General features: G+C 70.6%; 18 protein-coding genes and 1 tRNA gene. 12 read left to right on the top strand and 7 right to left on the bottom strand.

The genetic code is table 11. The features are described 5' to 3' along the window. Window positions 1-7 precede the first annotated feature (7 nt). Entirely contained in the window at window positions 8-1,630 is a 1,623-nt protein-coding gene (locus tag PH189_RS01040) for an alpha/beta hydrolase (RefSeq protein ID WP_274186870.1), read from the bottom strand. A 24-nt stretch (window positions 1,631-1,654) separates the two neighbouring features. Beyond that, window positions 1,655-2,119, bottom strand: a complete 465-nt coding sequence (locus PH189_RS01035) for a DUF7144 family membrane protein (RefSeq protein ID WP_274186869.1) — start codon at window positions 2,117-2,119, stop codon at window positions 1,655-1,657. Between the two features lie 332 nt (window positions 2,120-2,451). Between PH189_RS01035 and PH189_RS01030 the strand changes: the two genes are divergently transcribed. The 5 genes from PH189_RS01030 (at window position 2,452) to PH189_RS01010 (ending at window position 8,437) form a co-directional block, all read left to right on the top strand. Then, the gene (locus PH189_RS01030) at window positions 2,452-3,756 is read left to right on the top strand and encodes a diacylglycerol/lipid kinase family protein (RefSeq protein WP_274186868.1); all 1,305 of its coding nucleotides are present in this window, start codon (window positions 2,452-2,454) and stop codon (window positions 3,754-3,756) included. A gap of 232 nt (window positions 3,757-3,988) precedes the next feature. Beyond that, complete coding sequence (locus PH189_RS01025; RefSeq protein ID WP_274186867.1) at window positions 3,989-4,516, top strand: hypothetical protein; 528 nt, start codon at window positions 3,989-3,991, stop codon at window positions 4,514-4,516. Between the two features lie 307 nt (window positions 4,517-4,823). Further along, complete coding sequence (locus tag PH189_RS01020; RefSeq protein ID WP_274186866.1) at window positions 4,824-5,102, top strand: hypothetical protein; 279 nt, start codon at window positions 4,824-4,826, stop codon at window positions 5,100-5,102. A gap of 50 nt (window positions 5,103-5,152) precedes the next feature. Then, complete coding sequence (locus tag PH189_RS01015) at window positions 5,153-5,533, top strand: SpoIIAA family protein (protein ID WP_274186865.1); 381 nt, start codon at window positions 5,153-5,155, stop codon at window positions 5,531-5,533. A 111-nt stretch (window positions 5,534-5,644) separates the two neighbouring features. Further along, window positions 5,645-8,437, top strand: a complete 2,793-nt coding sequence (locus tag PH189_RS01010) for a cation-translocating P-type ATPase (protein ID WP_274186864.1) — start codon at window positions 5,645-5,647, stop codon at window positions 8,435-8,437. Between the two features lie 184 nt (window positions 8,438-8,621). On the opposite strand, the gene PH189_RS01005 is transcribed toward PH189_RS01010, so the two are convergent. Then, on the bottom strand, window positions 8,622-9,674 hold the full coding sequence (locus PH189_RS01005) for an AI-2E family transporter (RefSeq protein WP_274186863.1): 1,053 nt from the start codon (window positions 9,672-9,674) through the stop codon (window positions 8,622-8,624). A 119-nt stretch (window positions 9,675-9,793) separates the two neighbouring features. Between PH189_RS01005 and PH189_RS30270 the strand changes: the two genes are divergently transcribed. The 3 genes from PH189_RS30270 (at window position 9,794) to PH189_RS00995 (ending at window position 11,563) form a co-directional block, all read left to right on the top strand. Continuing rightward, on the top strand, window positions 9,794-10,315 hold the full coding sequence (locus tag PH189_RS30270; protein WP_337994117.1) for an ATP dependent DNA ligase: 522 nt from the start codon (window positions 9,794-9,796) through the stop codon (window positions 10,313-10,315). Between the two features lie 200 nt (window positions 10,316-10,515). Continuing rightward, the gene (locus PH189_RS01000; protein ID WP_274186862.1) at window positions 10,516-10,647 is read left to right on the top strand and encodes a hypothetical protein; all 132 of its coding nucleotides are present in this window, start codon (window positions 10,516-10,518) and stop codon (window positions 10,645-10,647) included. 184 nt (window positions 10,648-10,831) lie between these two features. Further along, window positions 10,832-11,563, top strand: a complete 732-nt coding sequence (locus tag PH189_RS00995) for an alpha/beta fold hydrolase (RefSeq protein WP_274186861.1) — start codon at window positions 10,832-10,834, stop codon at window positions 11,561-11,563. Between the two features lie 631 nt (window positions 11,564-12,194). On the opposite strand, the gene PH189_RS00990 is transcribed toward PH189_RS00995, so the two are convergent. Further along, complete coding sequence (locus tag PH189_RS00990) at window positions 12,195-13,181, bottom strand: YihY/virulence factor BrkB family protein (protein WP_274186860.1); 987 nt, start codon at window positions 13,179-13,181, stop codon at window positions 12,195-12,197. 105 nt (window positions 13,182-13,286) lie between these two features. Beyond that, window positions 13,287-13,544 carry an ANTAR domain-containing protein gene (locus PH189_RS00985; RefSeq protein WP_274186859.1) on the bottom strand — a complete coding sequence of 86 codons (258 nt, stop codon included), beginning with the start codon at window positions 13,542-13,544 and terminating at the stop codon, window positions 13,287-13,289. Between the two features lie 334 nt (window positions 13,545-13,878). On the opposite strand from PH189_RS00985, the gene PH189_RS00980 reads away from it, so the two are divergent. Next, on the top strand, window positions 13,879-14,418 hold the full coding sequence (locus PH189_RS00980; protein ID WP_274186858.1) for a DUF7144 family membrane protein: 540 nt from the start codon (window positions 13,879-13,881) through the stop codon (window positions 14,416-14,418). A 335-nt stretch (window positions 14,419-14,753) separates the two neighbouring features. Here the strand turns inward: PH189_RS00980 and PH189_RS00975 are convergent, their stop codons facing one another. Beyond that, a complete protein-coding gene (locus tag PH189_RS00975; RefSeq protein ID WP_274186857.1) occupies window positions 14,754-15,608 on the bottom strand; it encodes a class II glutamine amidotransferase in 855 nt (284 codons plus the stop codon). A 203-nt stretch (window positions 15,609-15,811) separates the two neighbouring features. Between PH189_RS00975 and PH189_RS00970 the strand changes: the two genes are divergently transcribed. Further along, window positions 15,812-15,988, top strand: a complete 177-nt coding sequence (locus tag PH189_RS00970) for an FKBP-type peptidyl-prolyl cis-trans isomerase (protein ID WP_274186856.1) — start codon at window positions 15,812-15,814, stop codon at window positions 15,986-15,988. A gap of 14 nt (window positions 15,989-16,002) precedes the next feature. On the opposite strand, the gene PH189_RS00965 is transcribed toward PH189_RS00970, so the two are convergent. Continuing rightward, window positions 16,003-16,076: transfer RNA gene (locus tag PH189_RS00965), tRNA-Leu, on the bottom strand. 200 nt (window positions 16,077-16,276) lie between these two features. Between PH189_RS00965 and PH189_RS00960 the strand changes: the two genes are divergently transcribed. Then, a complete protein-coding gene (locus PH189_RS00960) occupies window positions 16,277-16,921 on the top strand; it encodes an ANTAR domain-containing response regulator (protein ID WP_274186855.1) in 645 nt (214 codons plus the stop codon). A 173-nt stretch (window positions 16,922-17,094) separates the two neighbouring features. Continuing rightward, window positions 17,095-18,315: a branched-chain amino acid ABC transporter substrate-binding protein gene (locus PH189_RS00955; RefSeq protein WP_274186854.1), complete on the top strand. Its 1,221-nt coding sequence runs from the start codon at window positions 17,095-17,097 to the stop codon at window positions 18,313-18,315. Window positions 18,316-18,426: the final 111 nt, after the last annotated feature.

The raw sequence follows: 18,426 nt of genomic DNA, 5'->3' as shown, positions 1-18,426 counted from the left end.
CCACGCCTCAGCCGACGCGGGTGCGCAGCTCTGTCAGCTCGGCCGGTGTCACGTCGGCCGGTTGCATGACGGTGTACCACCCGTCGACGTAGGCCGAGGTGTAGTGGTGCCCGTGACCTCCCGGCGGATCGACGGCGAACGGTAGATCGGCCGTGACCTGCCAGAACGTCACGAACGGAATCCAGATCATCCCCGGGAGCACATCGTCACCGGGCGGCTCACGGATCCAGTCGGGCCGGTGCAGCGCGAGCCGCGGACTCCACCAGACGATGGGATCCGACGGATTCATCATGTAGAGCACCCGGCTCCGGGGCCAGGCGCCCGCCGGTGGAATGTCGATCTCCGGGTCGTTCGTGAACCGCACGACCCGGCCCTCCCGGAACACCGGCGCCACCTCGGGGCTGCCCGGCTCGCGGTGATCGGTGAACTCGCGGAACAGGCTGTTGAAATTGGGTGGCCCCGCGAAGACGATCCCGGAGGTGCGGTTGGCCATGTCGTACTCACCGCTGAACGCCGTCTCGGCCCCGAACGATCCGAGACTCTCCCCGGCGACGAAGAGCCGGGGCCGCCGGTCCGCGGGCAGGGTCGACCACCTCCCGTACACCGCGTCGAAGAGAGCGCGGCCGGCGTCGCGGGCCTTGGACTGGTCGACCAGGTACGACATCCACGACGGCAGGTAGGAGTACTGGAGCGCCACGGTCGCGGAGTCGCCGCCGCTGAGGTACTCGAACGAGTCGACGAGCGCGGGGTCGACCCACCCGCTGCCGGTGGTTGTGACCACCACCAGGTTCCTGCGCTGGAAGCCGCCGGCCCGCTCCAGGTCCCGGACGGCGAGTTCCGCGCGCGTCTCCGCGTCGGGGGCGGAGTCCAGGCCGGCATAGGTCCGGACGGGCTCGAGAGCCGGACGGGCGGTCAGCTCCTGGATGTCGCTGATCGTCGGGCCCAGGCCCGTGAAGTCCCGCCCCTGCTGACCGAGGGAATCCCAGGGCACCAGCGAATCGGGTCCGCCCGAGCGCGCGCCGCTCGCGGGTCGGTGTGTCCCCTCCGATGTGCTGCCGTTGCGCAGGGAGAACGTGGCGTTTGCGGCGTCGACGAACCCGCCGAGGAGCAGACCGCTCACGACCAGGTAGGCCAACCCGACGGCGACGATCCATCCCACGGCGTCGGCGGCCCGCCGCCCGATCCATCGGCGGAACAGGCTCGCCCACCACCGGTACAGACCGCGGAGTCCTCGCCCGAGCAGGAGGAGCAGGACGAACGTGATCGCAGCGACGAACGGTGACGCGACCACGAGGACGACGTCGTGGTCGGTGACCCCGACGAGCTCCCGGATCTCCGACTGCCAGTACTGCCCGAGCGTGAACGACACCGCGAGCAGGAGACCCGCCACCACCCCTAGGACGAGCCAGGCACGGTGCCCCGGTCGCCGTGGGTCGCGATCGGCGAAGGCCCGCCAGATCCAGGCGGCGAGCGTTCCCAGGCCGTAGCCGATGACGGCACCGATGCCCCACACGAGACCCTGGACGACCCCGCCGCGGGGAAGGAGGGACGGCGTGAACGACAAGCAGCTGAGGATCAGCGCGCCCCAGCAGCCGGGAAGGGTCAGCGTGAGGAGCGTGGGCCGGCGCACGGCATCCTTCGTCGTGGCCCGGCCTCAGCGTGACCGGGCGGCCGGGTCCCCGGTCGCGGCGAGTGCGCCGATGATCAGTACGTCGAGCACGATCATCACGACGGACCAGATCGGGTAGGCGGGCAGCCACGCGAGCTGGACGACGGTGCTGAGTGCGACCAGCACGATGGCGGTGCCGCGCGCCCAGGAGGGCACCTCCTCGCGCACGAGGCTCGCTCCGACGGCCAGGACGAGGGCACCGAGAACGATGTGGAGCCAGCCCCAGCCGGCGAAGGTGACGGTCAGCACGAGCTCGTTGGTGGCCAGGTAGGTCGTGGGCAGGAGGAGGGCGATGACGCCCTCGATGACGGCGAACGCGCCGACCACGATCATGAGGACGCCGCCGAAGTGGACCCAGCCGGTCCATGCGTCCGAGAGTCCGGACGGGGACCTGCCGTGCGCGGCGCGGGAGTACGTCGATCGTCCCGGCGGGGTCTGCTGGTCGGTCATCGTCGTCTCCTCGAACCTGCGGACGCATGCCATCGGGGTCGTCAGAGTCCCGCCGATCCGCGCTCGACGCGTCACCCGCGCCGGATGACGTCCCCGGCCGCTGACCGGGCCCGGCACCGACGAGGCGGATGTCCGCCTCATCTTCTTCGGGCGAGCCCATACCGTTCGGTTCCCGCGATCCTGGCCGGGACCGGGAAGGCGCGAGCCTCTCGAGTCAGGTGGAAAGACCGGACGACCCGAGGGGACGACCACGGATGGGCGGTACGGGGGAGCCCCTGACCGCGCGATCGGATGTGGTCCCTCTGCGGACGCGATGCGCCGCCGGAGCATCGTTGGCCGCCGCGCTGGGGGCCGCGGCGATCGTCGTGGCCGGTCTCGTCCGTGAACCGGTGAGGCTCCCGCTGGTCCTGGCGGCGGTCGTCCTCGCGCTCCTGGCCGGGTGGGACGCGATGGTCCATCGCGGGGTCCGGCGGAACGTCGCCGGCGCGATCGCCGCCGGCGCCTTGATCAGCGCGGTACTCCTGTTCGACCTCCACGCCCTGTGGCGGGTCCTCGGGGTGATCGTGCTGGTGCTGACCTCGCTGGCCGCAGCCCGAGTGGCGCTGCACGACGTCGAGCAGGCGCCCTCCTTCGCGACCGGGCCGGTCGGACCGGCCGCACACGGGGTGCTGCTGATGAACCCCCGCTCCGGGGGAGGCCGGGTCGTCCGGTTCGACCTCGAGAACGAAGCCCGCGCCAGGGGCATCACGCCGATCCTGCTGCACCCGGGCGACGACCTGCGAGCGCTGGCCGAGCGAGCTGTTGCCCAGGGTGCCGACGTGCTCGGCATGGCCGGCGGCGACGGCTCGCAGGCCCTGGTCGCCGAGGTGGCCCAGAGGCACGGGGTGGCGATGGTCTGTGTCCCCGCCGGGACCCGGAACCACTTCGCGCTGGACCTCGGGCTCGACCGCGATGACGTGGTCAGCGCCCTCGACGCCTTCGGCGACGCTGCCGAAGGGCGTGTCGACCTCGCCTGGGTGAACGACCGGGTCTTCGTCAACAACGTCTCGCTGGGGATCTACGCCACGGTCGTCCAGACTGACGGGTACCGGAACGCGAAGGTCCGCACAGCGGCGCAGATGCTGCCGGACCTGCTCGGACCGGACGCCCGCGGGCTCGGCCTGCGTCTCGACCCCGAGGAGCCCGACCGGCAGATCGACACCGACCTGCTCCTGGTCTCGAACAACGTCTACCGCGTCCAACGGTTCAGCGGCTTCGGCACGAGGGCACGCCTCGACGAGGGGGTGCTCGGGGTCGTCACGCTCACCCTCGACAGCACCACCGACGTGCCTGCCCTGCTCGCGGCCGAGGCTCGCGGCAACCTCAGCCGTCACCGGGGATTCCGGCAGTGGAGCACGCCGGAGCTCGTGGTCGACTCCGGGGACGAGCTCCTCGCGGTGGGGGTCGACGGGGAGGCGCTGAGGCTCGCACCGCCCCTGCGTTTCCGGTCGACGGCCGCCGCCCTCCGCGTCCGGGTTCCGCGGGCATCCCGCGCACCGACGGCTGGCGCGCCACTCCCGAGACCCGGCGCGGCGTCGGTCGAGCTGTTCCGTCGAGTGGCCGGGTATCCGTCGCGCAGGACGCACGGCGTCGAGTAAGGGCGAGCTGTCGGCGCTCCACGACCCCTGGGTCTCATACATCGCGGGGGAGGTCGGGCGGGCCCCGACCGGCGCATGCTGATCGACGTGACGCCCACCGCGGGACCCGGCCGCCCCCGGGAGCGGATCGGCATCGCGGTGCACCGCACCCGGGCTCGACGTGCGCGGCCATCCGGCAGGCCTTCGTCTGACGGACCGGGCACCGAGCGAGACGAAGGTGGGAGGAGCACCGATGGCAGTCGCACCGGAGGGATCGGGCACCGCGACGGGGGGCCACGGCGATCTCGGCCCCCACACCCGGGCGAAGCTCCGCGCGACCCTCACCGGGTCGATCTTCGCCATGTCGGTCCTGGCCTACCTCGGAGACCACGAGACGACCCTGACGAAGGCGGTTTTGACGGTCGTCGGGACCGGACTCGTGATCTTCTTCGGTGAGGCTTACGCGGGCCTCTTCTCGATGGCCCTGGCCTCGGTCCGTGCGCTGCCGGCCGCCGAGGTCCGCCACGAGCTGAGCGCCTGCTCGATGGCCGCCGCGCCCGGGGTCCTCGCCGGCGCCTTCCTCCTGATCGCCGACGTCCTCGGAACCACGGTGCCGACCGCCATCGACGTCGCCCTGTGGTTGGGAGTCCTGACGTTGGTGGCCGTCAGCGTGATCGAAGCCCGGGGCTCACACCGATCGCCCCTGTTTCGTGTCGGCTCGGTGGCCGCGTCGGTCGTGCTCGGCGTCGGGATCATCGTGCTCAAGGCCCAGCTCCACTGACGCCGGATGATCGGCTCCTGGGGCGTGCGACCGAACCCCGAGCCACCACGTCGGGAAATCGTGGCACCGTCGAAACCCAGCTCATCGGGTAGCGGATCGATCGCGACGCTCGATGGACGGCGTGTCCCGACCGCGATCAGAAATCCCGACCGTACCCAGGTTCGATCAGCCGGCACCCGGAGACTCACTCGCCCGCGGCGGGGATGGAGCCGAGAGGCGCTCCGAGATCACCCATCTCGGATGAGGCGGTCCGGTGCCGGTCGGGGCACGGTGTGCGCACCGAGACCCGAGCACGTGGGAGCGACCGATGACGCCCGACGACGATCCAGCGGGTCCGCTGGCCTCGACCGACGAACGGGACGAGCCCGCCGGCTGGGAATGGCACATCGATATTCCGTACGTCGGCCCGGTGGGCTGGCCGCTGACCGGCAGTCTCAGCTACCTGATCACGGTCAGCGCCCTCGCTGCGTTCGACGTCGTCCCCTGGGCCGTCGCGGGCGTGCTCGGGCTGGGCCACATCATGGCCCGCAACCGCGACAACCGCGTGGTCAGTGAGATCGGCACCGGCCTCAAGGTGGTCGGCTGACCTCAGTAAGGCCATGGCGTGCCGACACGATCGCCGGGTGAAGGAGAGCGATGCTCAAGCCGATAGCGGACATGCCGCCGGGAGCGATCGGTTTCGAGGTGGTGGGCAAGTTCGACGACGACGACTTCGAAGAAGCCGTCGAGCCCGTCCTCCGTGGGGAGATCGCCGCCGGGAGGACGATCCGCTTGCTCTACGTCCTCGGTTCCGAGCTGCTCGAGTACGAGGGTGACGCGCTGGCCGAGGAGCTGAAGTTCGCGGCGCGCCACGCGTCGTCCTATGAGCGCGTCGCCGTCGTCAGCGACCAGGACTGGCTCAGGCCGGCGCTCCGCCTGTTCTCCGCCCTCGTGCCGGGACAGCTACGAGCGTTCCCGCTCGCCGAGCTCCCGCAGGCCAAGGCGTGGGTGGCCGGCGGACGAGAGCACGATGCGTGATCTTCGCCGGCGCGTCAGCGACGTCGGGTGGTCCCACGTCAGCGGCCCCGCGGCGTCTCTCGGAGCCGGTCCGGCAGCTCCGACCGGCTAAGCAGCGACGGGAGACGCTCGATGGTCCGCAAGACGCACGCTGTTCCGGAGAGCGGATCCGCAGCAACGGTGCCGGTCGAGCGTTGGTTCGCTCAGGACCCCGACCGCGTGATCGATGCCATGGGCAGCGACGTCGAGCACGGCTTGACCCAGGCCGACGCGGGGGCTCGTCTGTCCCGGTACGGACCGAACCAGATCGCTGCCGAGAAGCCGCCGTCGGTGTGGGCGGTATCCCTGCAGCAGCTCCGCGACCCGATGAATCTCATGCTGGTCGCGGTGGTCGCGGTGAGCGTTCTCATCGGGGAGCTCTCGACCGCGGCCATCGTGGGCTCGCTGGTGGTCGTCAATGTCGTCCTCGGAGCCCGGCAGGAACTGAAGGCCAGGGCGAGCGTCGACGCACTCTCGACGTTGCAGGTGCCCCGGGCGAGGGCGCTCCGCGACGGCGAGGTCGTCCAGGTCCCGGCGTCCGAGCTCGTCCCCGGCGACATCGTCGCGCTCGAGGCCGGCGACATCGTCCCGGTCGACGGGCGGATCGTCCGATCGTCGTCCCTGGAGGTCCAAGAGGCCGCGCTCACCGGGGAGAGCGCGCCCGTGGCCAAGGCCGCCGGCACCCTTCCCGACCAGGACGTCGCGGTCGGCGACAGGGCGAACGTGCTGTTCCAGAACACCTCGGTGACCAGAGGTACCGCGAGGCTGGTCGCGACAGAGACCGGGATGCAGACCCAGATGGGTCAGATCGCCTCCATGTTGACCTCGGTGACCCGCACCCGATCACCGATGCAGATCGAGCTCGGGTCGCTGACCAAGGTCCTCGGTCTCGTCGCATGGATCGCCGTGGCGCTGATCGTGGTCGTCGGCGCGCTCCGCGGGACGGCCCTGGACCAGCTGTTGCTGCTGGGGACCGCGATGGCGATCTCCGCGATCCCCACCGGGATGCCGGCGTTCGTCTCGGCCTTGCTGTCGTCCGGTGCGAAGCAGCTCGCCCAGGCGAAGGCGATCGTCAAGAACCTCACCGACGTGGAGACCCTGGGCTCGACCAGCGCCGTCAACACCGACAAGACCGGCACCCTGACGATGAACGAGATGATGGTCTCGACCTTGTACACCGGGGGCGCCTGGTTCGCGGTCGACGGCGAGGGCTACCGCAAGTCCGGAGCGATCAGGGGTGTCGCCGGTGCTGGCACGCCCGACTTCACACGGCTGGCGCTGGGTCTGGCCCTGGACACCGACGCCACGGTCGGCGACGACGGTGATGTCATCGGCGACCCCACCGAGGCTGCGCTGGTCGTGCTCGCCGCCAAGCTCGGCGTCGATGCCGAGGAGACCCGTCGGACCTATCCGCGCATCGCCGAGGTGCCTTTCGACTCCGAGTACAAGTTCATGGCCACCTTCCACCGCTTCACCGCCGACGGGATCGACCGCGTCATCGAATTGGTCAAGGGCGCCCCGGACGTCGTGCTGGCACGGTGCAGCCACGCCGGCGGTCCGCTGAGCGGTTCGCAGGTGTCCGTCGAGGAGGTCCGGGCGGACATCGAGGCCGCCAACGAGCGGATGGGGAGCAGCGGCCTGCGGGTGCTCGCGTTCGCCGCCCGGCTCGTCGCGGACAGCGAGCTCGCGTCGATGAGGACCGACCCGATGATCCTGACCCGGGACCTGGCCTTCGTGGGGCTCGCCGGGATCATCGACCCCCTGCGTGCCGAGGCGAGAAGCGCGGTGCGCATCGCTCTGAGGGCCGGCATCGACGTCCGGATGATTACTGGCGATCACGCTGTCACCGCCGAGGCCATCGGCGAGCAGCTCGGACTCGGACCAGGGGCGATCAGCGGTCGCGAGCTGCAGGCGTTGTCCGACGAGGAGCTGACCCGGCGGCTACCGCGGCTGCACGTCTTCGGTCGGGTCGCACCGGAGGACAAGCTGCGTCTGGCCCGCACGATGCAGCACCAGGGACTGATCGTCGCGATGACCGGTGACGCGGTGAACGACGCCGCCGCGCTCAAGCAGGCCGACATCGGCGTGGCGATGGGCAGCGGTAGCGAGGTCTCGAAGCAGGCCGCCCGCATGATCCTCACCGACGACAACTTCGGCACCCTCGTCCAGGCGGTTGAGATCGGCCGACGTGTGTACGACAAGGTCGTGGCCTACGTGCGCTACCAGATGACCCAACTCCTCGCCCTGGTGATGCTGTTCGTCGCCGCGACCGCGTTCAACATCAATCAGGGGGTGGCGCTCACCCCCTCGATGGTGCTCTACCTGTTGTTCTTCGTCACCGTCGCCGGGGTGGTGGTCATCGCCGTGGATCCCGGCGACCCCGACGTCATGCACCGCCCACCCCGGGACCCGAACGTGCCGATCACCAACCGCACCGCGGTCGGGCTCTGGGTCCTGTATGCCGTGGTCTTCTTCCTCGCCGCGCTGACGCCCCTCGTCGCGGGCCCCGACCAGCCCAGACCGGACCAGCCCAGCGCGTCGCTGACCATGACCTTCGTGGTGATGGGACTCGGCACCGTCTTCAACGCCCTGACCAACCGCCGCGACCCGGCCAGCGGGCTCACGCCGCCGCTCCTCCAGGCGGTCGCCATCTCGGTCGCTCCGGTCGTGCTCCTCGTGCTGGCCACCGAGACCGCCTTCCTGCAGCGCAGCCTCCTGACCCGAGCGCTGACCGGCACCCAATGGCTGGCCTGCATCGGCCTCGCACTGGTGCTCCCCGTCGTGGTCGAAGCCGGCAAGTGGATCCGTCGACGCCGAGCACCGCAACCGCCACCAGTCGACGCGCGGAAGGCGGTCACCCCCGCCCGGGCGCTCACCGTCCGGTGACATCCGAGAACTCCAGCAGAGCCACCGAGAAGGACGAGACGAGAACACTGCGAGCTGATGGGAGGAAAGGCCGCGCCGGCGGTGGCCATCGCACGGATGGAAGCTGCGGCACGCTCGGCCGCAGGGCGGCACGCTCGGCGCCGCCCGTGGGCTGCTCACCTCGCGTGGGGTCGCGTCCGTGCCGTCAGGTGGTCAGGTCGGGACGCCCGAACAGCAGATGCGCCAGGACGATCTTGCCGGCGGCGGTGACGGGGAGGGCGACGAGGGCACCGAGCAAGCCGCCGAGCGAGCCACCGACCAGGACCGCGACGAGTGCCGCGAGCGGGGACATGTCGATGGTGCGGGAGAAGACGCGCGGCGCGATCAGATAGTTCTCGACCGCCTGGTAGGCGCAGAAGAACGCGAGCGTCGCGACCGCGAGTCCCAAGCTCTGCGAGAGGGCGACTGCTGTACCGATGAGAGAGGCGAGGAAGGCGCCGATCTGGGGCAGCGCGTCGAACAGGGCGACGACAACGGCGAGCAGCGCCGGATAGGGCACCCCGGCAACGAGGAAGAAGACGAACGACACCGCCCCGGCGATGAGCGAGACGAGGATCTGACCGGAGATGTAGCCGCCGACCCGGCCGAGCGCCCGGTCGAGGGTCTGGACGCGATCCGAACGGGCCAGCAGGCGAGCCAGGCTCGCTCGGATGCGGGGCATCGCGAGCCCGAAGTAGACCATCAGGACCAGCGTGGTGAGCGCTGCCGCGGCTCCGCCCAGCAGCAGACCCAGGGCGCTGAACATGGCCGTGAGTGCCGAGACCAGCACCTGGCCGAGCTGCTCGCTCACCTGGGAGACCTGTGCGTAGGTCACGGGGTCGGCCAGCGCCGCACCGGCGCTCGTCCCCGGTCCACCGAACCTCTCGGAGAGTCGGTCCAGCAACTGGGGAGCCTCCTGGACGAGAGCTCTGAGCTGGCGGAGGCCGGGCACGATCAGCACCGCCGTCAGCACGGCCCCGACCGCGACCAGACCCAGCGCGGTCAGTGCCACCCCGAGCCCGCGCCGCACCCCGTGACGGATCAGCCATCCGACCCCCGGCTCGAAACCCACGGCCAGGAAGAAGCCGGTGAAGGCGAGCAGCAGCGCCTGCCGTGCGCGGTAGGCCAGGAGGGCCAGAACGACGACTCCGACGACGACCAGAGCGCCGACGAGGACGACGGCGGCCACCCGGCCCAGCGATGGCCCGTTGGTCCTCACCAACGGGGGCTCGCCGATGGCACAGCGGTCCGGCGACGCGGGTCTGCCCGGCTGGTCCGTGTCAGGTCGCGGATGTACCACCTCATCACCTGGCGGTCGGCTGACTCCTCCACCACTCGATGGCTGTTCCGCGTCCTCAGGGCCGCGGGGCTGCTTGTCGGTCACGTCGTCTCCGGAGAAGCGGTCCTTCAGCCTCTGGGAGCGCGGCCCCGCCGTCGTCATCCGATGCGGATGATCCCGGCCACGACGAGGCCCTGCCGCCCGCGGCCCGCGGCCCGCGGCCTCGGGCGAGATCGCCCCGAAAGGCTCGCCGGCATCGACACGGCCGTGAGTGCGCGGGGGAGCGCTACCGACCGACGCCGAGCAGTAGCGCCCCCTACGCCCCTACTGAGAGCCCGTTCATCGGCGTCGTTCCCGAGGAGTGCGCCGCGCGGTGGTGCGTACCGCGGCTCGTCGGCGAGGCCCGCATCCGCAGCTGGACCGACGACGGGCACCTGCGCCACTCGAGCTGGCGAGTTCTGCAGCCCGATCGGAACCCCGCCGAGCTCGGCCAGCCGCACGACAGACAAGGCGCGCGCCTGATCGCCGACGGGCGCTCGTCGGGAACCGGCTGGCTGTCGGCTGCGTCGAGCAGCGCATGAACGCCACCAGGCCTCCCCACCCGTACCGAGACGCCGTGACCGCCCTCTTCGCCGCTGCTCTCGACGGTGAGCACCACGCTGAGCACGAGCTCCGGGACCTCGCCGTCCATGATGACCGCGCCGCCGGGTGACTGTGGAGTATCGCCCGCCATGGGGCCATCGATCGGCTCCGGCGGGCCCGCACCCGCCCCACCACCGCCATGCCGTCCGGGCTCGACCCCGCGTCCGGGACCAACGACTACACCGCCGCCGACGCCCGGATGGTGCTGCACGGCCTGCTCGACACGCTGTCCCCGCACTACCGGGAAGCGATCACCCTCGTGTGGTGGTGAATCGCCCCGGGGGCACCCCAAGCTCTCCCGACACGCCTGGGCGGTTCAGGCGGTGGGCGGGGCGGGCCCTTGTCTGTGACACTGGGTCATGGCCGAGGTGGGTTGGGAGGAGCTCCGGGTCGAGGTCCAGGGACGCCCGGTCTTCGTCCGCAAGGGTCCGCAGGTTCCCGGCTCGGTCCCGCTCGTGCACGTGCACGGCTTCGCAGTTTCCGGCAGCTACCTGCTTCCCACCGCCGCGGCACTCGCACACCGTGCGACAACGCTGGTCCCCGATCTGCCTGGCTATGGACACAGTCCGGTCTGGGATCACGTGCTGGGAATCCCGTCGCTGGCGTGGGCGCTGCTCGAGGTTCTCGACGCGCTCGATCTCGACCGCGTGGTCTTGGTCGGCAACTCCATGGGCGGACCGGTGTGCCTGGAGGTCGCGCACAGCGCTCCCGACCGCGTGGCCGGGGTCGTGCTCGCCTCGCCCGCGGGCGGGATGCACAACCAGCCGCTGACCAGGGCACTCGTGCAACTCGCGCGCGACGCCTGGCACGAGAGCCCGCGCATGGCTTGCGTCGTGCTCCCCGACTATCTGCACTTCGGTCCCCTGAACGCTCTGCAGCTGTTCGGCGAGCTCATGCGATTCCCCTCGCTCGAACGCATCCTGCGGACACCCGTGCCCACGCTCGCCGTTATCGGTACCCGTGACCCGCTCATGCCGCCGCCGTGGCGGGTACAGGAGGTCGGCCGCCTGGCGCCGCCGCACCTGACGATCGCGGTGATCGAGGGCGCGGCACACGCGATGAACTTCAGCCACCCCCGCGAGCTCGCCCACGTGATCGGCTCCTGGCTAGATGCCCGAGAGATCACGGACGACCCGGAGGAGCCAGGCCTCGCACAGGTCTTCGAGGTCCGGCGCGGAGACACGTGATCCCTGAGCGGCCGTCCTGCCGTGGCCGGAGCCCAACAGATGGTACGGATCCCTGACTCGACCCGACTCGGGTGCCGTGACCGCGGTGACCCGGAAAGCCGCGGCTCAAGTCCCGTCACCCGCAGCCCGAGGAGCAGGAACCGGACCGGTAGGCAACCTCGTGCCCGACGGCCGCAGAGCATCGGGCAGCCACTTCGTTCGAAATCCCGAGAGCAACTCATGCAGGGTCGGCGCATGGGGTGCCGGAGAGCAGCGGGTTCCGTCTCTGTCGATACTCTCTGCCCATGCTCCTGCTCGGAATCATCTTGTTCGGGCTGCTCGTCGGTGCTGCTGCGCAGCTCGTCGGCAATCGATCGGCTCGGGGCATTGAGTGGGGGAGCGCTCTCGTCGCAGGGATTCTCGGGTCGTTCCTCGGAGGTCTTCTCGCCTTCTGATCGCCGGCGACGGTCTGGCCTTCCGCCTCAGCGGGATCATCGGTTCATCGGCCGGTGCGATCATCGTGGTGCTCGTGTTGCAGTGGTGGCGTGGGCGGTGCGTCTCAGCGTGCCAGAACCTAAGGCCCTGGTCATGGAAGAATGGGTGTCGGCGATCGCGATGCGGTCCGCGGCGCGCTGATCTGAGGCCGAACGACCTAACCCGGGCCCCTTCCGGCCTCGCCCGACGGATCGGGCTGATCGAAACTGACATCCACGATCTGGTAGTCCTTCTGCCGTTCGGTCTCGGCGTAGGACGCGTAGGCGCGGCGGTCGGCCGGAGTTGTGTTCCGGTCGGCGGGGTAGATGCTGAACAGGCTCCGCGGGTAGAGCCGCCGGACGAGGACGGCGTCGAGCTCGGCGCACACGACGAACACGGTCATCGCAATGTAGATCCACGCCATGAGGCCGAGCACGATCCCGAAGAACCCGTAGCTGGCGCTGGCCCCCTGCAACCTCGTGGAGATGAGGTACGTCGCGAAGTTCAGGATCAGCTGCCAGATCACCCCGGCCACCACCGAGCCAACCCATACGCGCTGCACCGGCAACGGATGGGCGGCGAGCAGGCGGTAGGCGAGCAGGAACATGCCGATGTTCAGCGTTAGCGCAACGGCCACCCCGCCCAGCTGCACCAACCACCCGAGTCCGGTGATCTCTGCTGCCATCGTCGCGATCGCCGACAGGAGAATGCCCGTCCCGGCCAGGACGATCATGAGCAGTCCGCGGCCGTAGGCTGACTGGACGCTCGGGCGTGCGGCCTTGGGTACCGCCCAGACCCGGTTGAGCGTGTACTGCGCCGCATGGGTCACCCCGAGGGCGCCGTAGAGCGCCACCAGGAGCCCGATACCGAGCGCGGTGACGCTGCCTTCGAGGGAATCCACGTTCGCGCGGAGCTGGTCTCCGATGATCGGGATGTTTCGCAGCGCGGAGGCCAGCACCGCCTGTTGGGCGGCCGGGTCGTCACGCAGCACGAAGCCGAGGATCGTCACGGCGAGCAGCAACAGCGGGAACAGCGAGACGAAGCCGTAGTAGCTGAGCATCGCGACGAGGTACACGCCCTCGTCGTCGATGAACTTGTAGCCGACCGCCACCGGCAGGGCGGCCCATCGGTGCCGCCGTTGGAACGTGTCGATGCGCTCGGACACCCCCATCCCGCCACCTCCCGTCCCCAGCAGTGTCTCGAACCCAGAGACCGGAGGACGCCAGAATCCACGAACGCTGACGTCCCTGGGGTCGAACGAGTCGACGGTTCAGTGGCCGTTGTCCCGCAGGTCGCGGGGTCGGGAGTGGGTGACGGTGCGTTCGACGAGGTCGGTGGCGACTTGCGGCAAGCGAAAGTTGCGAGCCTGGGAGATGCTGCGCAGCACGTCGAACGCCTCGGCGGGGGTGCCTTGCTGGTGGGCGATGACGATGCCGATGGCCTGGTCGATCACCCCGCGGGTGTTCAGCGCGTGACATAGGTTGCTGGTCAGGGTGATCTCGTCGAAGTCGGTTAGTGCATCAAACACCCCGGTACGCGAGTTGTCCCAGGTGCGCTGGGCCCGGGGCAGGCGCGACCGGCGAGTTCGGGGGTCCGGGTTCGCCTCCAGGTCCAGCGGGGTCGTCGGCGGAGCTGACGTCCTGCTGCGGTGTCGTCACCTGCCGACGGTGCGCCACCCGCTGCTGGCGCATCGCAGAAGTGACCGTTCCCGTCCTGTAATCGGTCCCGGACACATTCCTCGCGCACAGAAGAAGGGACCGCACAGATCGCTAGGACCACGAGCCACCTTCAAGTCACCGGTGGCCGCCGCAGACGAGCGGGACCCGCGGCCGCTCCCAGGTTCGAGGGCTCATCCTGCGCGGGTGAGTCGGGCCCTGTCGGTGCTGGTCGATCATGGGCTCGGTGCCCAAAGTGCGGTACCGCAGGCACCGTCGAAGGAGCGCGAGATGACCGACACGGATCGAACCAGGAGCGGACCGCCTCAGAATGACGCGTCGTGGTCGGACGCGCGGGAGCGATCTGGCGACTGGCGTGGCTGGATCACGTTCGCCGGCGTGATGATGATACTGCTCGGCACGTTTCAGGGGATCGAAGGACTCGTTGCCCTGCTCCATCGGGGGTTCTACGCCGTTGGGCCGGAGGGGTTGGTGGTCAACGTCGACTACAACGCCTGGGGCTGGCTACATCTGGTGATCGGCCTCGTCTTGGTCGCGACGGGCCTCGGGGTCATGACCGGCCAGACTTGGGCCCGAGTGGTCGGGATCGGCCTCGCGGCGCTCAGCGCAGTGGTGAACCTGGCGTTCATGGCCGCGTACCCCTTCTGGTCAGTCATTGTGATCTTCGTCGATATCGTTGTCATCTATGCGCTCGCGGTGCACGGGCGCCAGATGCGAACCCCCTGACCGAGACGGCCGGTCTCGACTTTCATGAGGGCGCACGCGGTGCAGGCGCGGCCGCGAGGGTCGGTCACCGAAGCTCGGCCGAGTTGGCCCCGCGGGGGCACGAGATCGTCGAGCAGGTCTCGGTCGAGGATCCGGGGTGAAGCCAGCCGTTGGGCCACGTGGATGGCAGCCACTCCTCCGGTCGGCGTGCGGCGCAGTGGTCGGGGGCTCCGATCCGCCCGGGGGGTGGCGGCGCGGTTCGGCAAGGCGCGCCGCACGGTCGGTAAGATCGTCGGCCTCGCCCTCGGCCGCGACCACGGGCCGCCTGCGGAAGAGGACCTGGTCGCCGCCGGGTATCAGTCGCGTTCGTAGGACTGCGTGCGTGCCGCGTGGCCGGAGAGCACCATCGGCTTCGACGGCGGCTCGGCGATGATCACCTCACGCTCGACGGTGAGGTCAGGGCCGATGTGCACCAGTTCGCCCACCGCGACCTCCTCCCAGCCCGGCCGGGCGTCCATCCGCTCGCTGGCGATCACGACGACCGGGTGGTCCACGGCCGCGTCGGAGTGCATGTGCAACGTGCCCGCGGCGTCGTCGTGGACCAGCGCCTCGTCGGAGGGCGCGCGGTGGAGCATCCACAAGGGGTTGTGCTCCGGGTAGCGGAACGCCCAGAGGTGCCCGTTCGCGCCCAGCACGAAGTTGAGGCTGTAGAGCTCGATCTCGCGGGCGAGCTCGTGCACCGCGGCGACGATGCCGGCTTTGACGTCGCCACCGGCGTCGCGCACGGCCAAGGTCAGGAACGCGAAGAACCGCTCGCTGTCGGTGTCGCCGCCGACCATGGCTATCGAGGGACCGATCCGGCGCTCGAGTTCGGGGAGGTCGCCGACGACGCCGTTGTGGGCGAAGATCCGGTTGTCGATCACGAAGGGATGCGTATTGGGCAGCGAGACCGCGCCGGTGCTCGCGTAGCGCAGGTGGGCCAGCAGCTGGCTGGCCCGCACGCGCTGGGAGACCTGTCGGTACATCGCGTCGTCGCCCGCCTTCACCGGGTTGCGCACGAGCAGCAGCCCGTCGCGGGTGCTCAGCGCTGCGATGCCGAACCCCTCGGCGTTGCGCTCGCTCTGCGCGGCGAACGAGTCCGGCGCGCTGAGCAGCCAGAACTCCGCGGGCACGTCATGGGGTCCCGCATGCAGGGCGAACAGGCGGCACATGGTGGTCACGCTAGTGCCGTGGGGTCCAGGTAGGCAGTCACCGTGGCCAAGCCCGACGACCTGACCCGCGCTCCAGGCGCGGCAGTCACCCCGACACCCTGCCGAACGACCTCGACATCACCGATCTCGTCAGTACCGGGCATCCGCGTCTCGGACTCCGGCGAGTTCGACCTGTCGTGGGGCCGCGGCGGCACGCCCGTCGAGTGTTCCCGCTGAAGGGCGTGATCGTCGGCTTCGAGCTCGGCATCTCCGGGATGCGCGAGGGCGGCCGTCGCGTGCTCGTCGTCCCGCCGCGCCAGGGCTACGGCGCCCGCGGCGTGCCGCCGGTCCCGAATCGGCCGCGAGCGACCCAGGCTCCGTGCCACCCGTCGAGGCGCTGACCTGCAAGGACGAGTGCCCCCGGTGGGACTCGAACCCACACCGGACGGATTTTGAGTCCGCTGCCTCTGCCGATTGGGCTACGGGGGCGTGTTACGGCATCCACAGGAGAAAAGCGTCACCGTCGGTACGACACCGTAGTGGAGGTATCGTCCCTGAATCGAAACGGCCTGCCCGAACCGGTCGTCACGGCCCCGAGCCGGACCGGCGGGCGGGACCGCCGCCCGGGGTCGACGCAGCGTCGCGCGTGCTGGGGTGGCGCGACGACGCGCATCGAGAGGGAGCCGCACATGAGCCAGTCGGCCGACATCGTCACCGAGACCGACATCGAGGCCGCCGCCGCTCCGGAGGCCGAGGCCGCGCCCGGTGGACTGCGGGTGGTCGTCGCCGAGGACGAGGCGCTCATCCGTCTCGACCTCGTGGAGATGCTGCGCGAGGAGGGGTACGACGTCGTCGGCGAGGCCGGCGACGGCGAGGAGGCCGTGCGCCTCGCCCGCGAGCTCCGCCCGAACCTGATCATGATGGACATCAAGATGCCCGGCACCGACGGGCTCGAGGCCGCGCGGACGATCGCCGGGGAGCGCCTCGCCCCCGTCGTGATGCTCACGGCGTTCAGCCAGCGCGAGCTCGTCGAGTCCGCACGCGACGCCGGCGCGATGGCCTACCTGGTCAAGCCCTTCTCCAAGACCGACGTGGTCCCGGCGATCGAGCTGGCAGCGTCACGGTACGCCGAGGTCGCCGCGCTCGAGGCCGAGGTCGCGGGTCTCACCGACCGTCTCGAGACCCGCAAGGCCGTCGAGCGCGCCAAGGGCCTGCTGATGGCCAAGAAGAAGATGACCGAGCCCGACGCCTTCCGCTGGATCCAGCGCACCGCGATGGACCGTCGCACCACGATGCGGGCGGTCGCCGACGCCGTCGTCGAGACCTTCGGCTGACGTCACCGAGCGTGAGTGCGGCCTGTGGGTGACCAGGCGTCACCTGCTCGGGTCGCGGCGCGCTGAGCAGCACGGATGAGTCGTGACGGTCCCCGTCGTGGCCGTCGCCCGGCTGTGACCTACCGTGGACTCCCGCCACGCATCGAGGTCGGACACGGCAGGGGTTGAGGCGAGTGGGCGCGCGACGACGTCGGGTCGGGACCCTCGCGGCGGTCGTCGCGACACTCGCGCTGGTGGTCGCGGGTTGCGGGGGATCGGGCGGCTCGTCGGGCGACGGCGGCGACTGCGACACCAGCCGGGGCACGCTGGTCGTCGGGCTCATCGCGCCGCTGTCGGGTGAGCTGGCGTCGGTCGGGCTCGGGATGAAGAACTCGGCGGACGTCGCGATCAACCAGGCCAACGCCCGGTGCGCGGTGCCGGGCTACCACCTGGCCGTGCAGAGCCAGGACGACCGGGCGGACCCCCAGGTCGGAGCCGCCGCGGCGGCGACGCTCGCGCGCGACCCGTCCCTGATCGGCGTCCTCGGTCCGTTCAATTCGTCGGTCGCCCAGACCGTGCAGCCCGTCCTCGGCGAGGCCGGCGTCGTCCAGATCTCCCCGGGCAGCACCGCGACGAGCCTGACCCGCGGCGCCAACGCCGTGACCGCGCCCCTGCGGCAGTACCAGACCTTCTTCCGCACCGTCGCGACCGACGCCGTCCAAGGTCCGGCCGCGGCCACCTACCTCTCGCGCACCGAGAACAAGCGGCGCGTCGCGGTGGTGTCCGACGGCAAGACCTACGGCGACGGCATCGCCGAAGAGTTCGCCAAGCAGCTGGCGACCCAGGGCGGCCAGGTCGTCGCGCGCGTCCGCGCGCCGCAGGGCACACCGCAGGCCCAGGTCGTCTCGAGCGTGGCCGCCGCCCGGCCCGACGCCGTGTTCTACGGCGGCGAGTACCCGGAGGGCGGCCCGCTGTCGGCGGCGCTCGCCGCCGGGGGCGTGAGCGTGCCGGTGATGGGCGGCGACGGTGTCGTCAACCCCGGCTACGTCACGGCGGGTGGTCGCGAGGGCGACCTCGGCACCTCCGTCGGCCCCCCGCCGGAGACGCTGCCGGCCGCGCGCGAGTTCGTCGAGGCGTATCGCCGGGCGGGCTATCCGGAGAGCATCGGCTCGTACGGGGCGTTCACGTACGACGCGGCGAACGTCCTCGTCGACTCCGCCGTGCGCAGCCTCGCCGAGGACGGCGAGTGGACGCCGACGCTGCGCCCCGAGATCGTGCGCGCGGTGCAGGGGTTCCACGGCGACGGCATCACGGGGCCGCTGTCGTTCGACCGTTTCGGGGACGTCAGCACCGATGCGGTGACCGTGTACCGCGTCCAGCAGGGGCGGTGGGCGGTCGTCGGCCCTGCTGACTGAGCCACCCGGCCCTGTCCCGCGACGGGCACGAAACGGATCTCTGTACCGGTCCGGACGTTACGGTCCGGATACGACGGCGCAGGCGCTTGCGCCCGAGACCTCGCACGCCTA

Source organism: Actinomycetospora chibensis (assembly GCF_028737215.1).
GTDB classification, from domain to species: Bacteria; Actinomycetota; Actinomycetes; order Mycobacteriales; family Pseudonocardiaceae; genus Actinomycetospora; species Actinomycetospora chibensis.
The sequence above is the reverse complement of the archived record's forward strand: the minus strand, read 5'-3'. Positions and strand labels throughout refer to the sequence as shown.

What these genes read in the sequence shown, in the direction of transcription:
- PH189_RS01035 (WP_274186869.1), bottom strand. Translation starts at nt 2,119, where the DNA reads ATGACCGACCAGCAGACCCCGCCGGGACGATCGACGTACTCCCGCGCC.
- PH189_RS01025 (WP_274186867.1), top strand. Translation starts at nt 3,989, where the DNA reads ATGGCAGTCGCACCGGAGGGATCGGGCACCGCGACGGGGGGCCACGGC.
- PH189_RS01020 (WP_274186866.1), top strand. Translation starts at nt 4,824, where the DNA reads ATGACGCCCGACGACGATCCAGCGGGTCCGCTGGCCTCGACCGACGAA.
- PH189_RS01015 (WP_274186865.1), top strand. Translation starts at nt 5,153, where the DNA reads ATGCTCAAGCCGATAGCGGACATGCCGCCGGGAGCGATCGGTTTCGAG.
- PH189_RS01010 (WP_274186864.1), top strand. Translation starts at nt 5,645, where the DNA reads ATGGTCCGCAAGACGCACGCTGTTCCGGAGAGCGGATCCGCAGCAACG.
- PH189_RS30270 (WP_337994117.1), top strand. Translation starts at nt 9,794, where the DNA reads ATGGCTGTTCCGCGTCCTCAGGGCCGCGGGGCTGCTTGTCGGTCACGT.
- PH189_RS01000 (WP_274186862.1), top strand. Translation starts at nt 10,516, where the DNA reads ATGCCGTCCGGGCTCGACCCCGCGTCCGGGACCAACGACTACACCGCC.
- PH189_RS00975 (WP_274186857.1), bottom strand. Translation starts at nt 15,608, where the DNA reads ATGTGCCGCCTGTTCGCCCTGCATGCGGGACCCCATGACGTGCCCGCG.
- PH189_RS00960 (WP_274186855.1), top strand. Translation starts at nt 16,277, where the DNA reads ATGAGCCAGTCGGCCGACATCGTCACCGAGACCGACATCGAGGCCGCC.